Source organism: Herbiconiux daphne, assembly GCF_024979295.1.
Lineage (GTDB): Bacteria > Actinomycetota > Actinomycetes > Actinomycetales > Microbacteriaceae > Herbiconiux > Herbiconiux daphnes.
Window position 1 is genome coordinate 1 of the sequence record NZ_JANLCJ010000336.1, and the last position, 755, is coordinate 755.

1 protein-coding gene is annotated in these 755 nt (G+C 38.1%); it reads right to left on the reverse strand.

What is annotated here, in order from left to right:
- Positions 1-257: 257 nt before the first annotated feature.
- Entirely contained in the window at positions 258-635 is a 378-nt protein-coding gene (locus N1032_RS25070; RefSeq protein WP_259543279.1) for a hypothetical protein, read from the reverse strand.
- Positions 636-755: the final 120 nt, after the last annotated feature.

The following is a 755-nucleotide window of genomic DNA, read 5'->3' on the forward strand; positions in this document are numbered from 1 at the left end:
ATGCTATATCAATTTTCAGTTATAGTATTATACTTAGTTGTATATAAATTGATAAAACCTACCTTTGGAACAAACTCAGTGCTTCAATAAAGTCTTTCTTGTAGTGCGGCGTCAGTAAAGTTAATTCCTAAATCAACAACTGCCCTACCATCACTAAACTTTGTATCTACTCCTTCTGAAATAAAACCAACTTTCATTATATTTATACCTGATCTATCTATTGTTATATACACTTTCTTTCCAGCGTCATTAACATTTCACTTTCTTGTTCTATAAGTAGCGGTTATATCTTTTCTTGTAGGTGCTTTTGGCAATGCATTGATAGCAGACGCAATGGCAGCATCAACTTGTGCTTTAGAAATAAGTAATAAATCATCAGACCCGCCAAGCATTTCAATCCCTTTACGAATTCCGGCAACCGACTGCACTCTTAGTTTGCCAGTGATGTCCGCTTTCTCGTTAATCTTATCAACAACCGCAACCACCCTATCTAACTCTGTTGCTCCCGCTGGCGGTGCTTGTGCAGGTATCTCTTCACTGTAGGCAACGATGGCACTTGCTATCTGCTCATCAGTGAACCCTTTTTCAATTAAGATACTTATCATATCTTTCAAATCGTCTTTTTCTTTATTCATAAGTAATCTCCTATTGTCAGTCATACTCTTCAATTACAGCGCCTGCTGATTTCAGTCAGTCTCATATCGCCTGTAGCCTGGTGAAACCTGCCGTAGTCGAGTCATCACCATAAGTAGTAT

Coding starts and splice junctions, on each gene's coding strand:
- N1032_RS25070 (WP_259543279.1), bottom strand. CDS start 635: ATGAATAAAGAAAAAGACGATTTGAAAGATATGATAAGTATCTTAATT.